Source organism: Streptococcus oralis (genome assembly GCF_019929345.1).
GTDB lineage: Bacteria > Bacillota > Bacilli > Lactobacillales > Streptococcaceae > Streptococcus.
This window is the reverse complement of record NZ_JAHZPJ010000042.1, coordinates 1-569: the sequence shown is the minus strand read 5'-3', so window position 1 is coordinate 569 and position 569 is coordinate 1. Positions and strand designations below refer to the sequence as shown.

Genomic DNA, 569 nt, shown 5'->3' with positions numbered 1-569 from the left:
TGCTAGCTGTCACACTGATAAAGTGAGGAGCCAAATCTTGCATCTCTCTCAATGCCTGAAAAATCTTATCATTGCCTACTGCCGGATTGGGAGGAAATACTTCAAATGAGAGACTGGGTGTGTGACGACGAACCATATAACAAAAAGTTCCTTTCAATGATGGTAGTGATAGCCGAGGACAATCCTAGAAGAATAGCTCCTGCAGGATTGTCAGCTCTGCTTCAGTTTTAGTATGTTCCTCCATCAAGATCAACTGTTGAGGTTCAAGGAGGATTATTTCAGGTGTTGTCTAGCTGCTTTGGCTGCTTCTACTAAGCGCACCAAGCTAGCCTTAGTTTCTGGGATACCACGAGTTTTAAGACCACAGTCAGGGTTGATCCAGACCTTGCTGCTTGGCACCTTAGCCAAAATAGCTTCGATGGTATGGTCAATTTCTCCTTCATTCGGCACGCGCGGTGAGTGGATATCGTAAACTCCAGGCCCCACTTCTGTCTGGAAGTTCTTAGCCTTAAGCTCATCCAGTATTTCCAAGTTAGAGCGACTAGCTTCAAAGGAAATCACGTCCGCAT

1 protein-coding gene and 1 pseudogene are annotated in these 569 nt (G+C 45.5%); both read right to left on the bottom strand.

The genetic code is table 11. The features are described 5' to 3' along the window. On the bottom strand, nt 1–136 hold a 136-nt coding region (locus K1I97_RS10135; protein WP_223351622.1), incomplete at its 3' end, for a methylenetetrahydrofolate reductase. 137 nt (nt 137–273) lie between these two features. After that, nucleotides 274–569 (bottom strand): annotated as a pseudogene (locus K1I97_RS10130) (5-methyltetrahydropteroyltriglutamate--homocysteine S-methyltransferase); the annotation flags it as partial.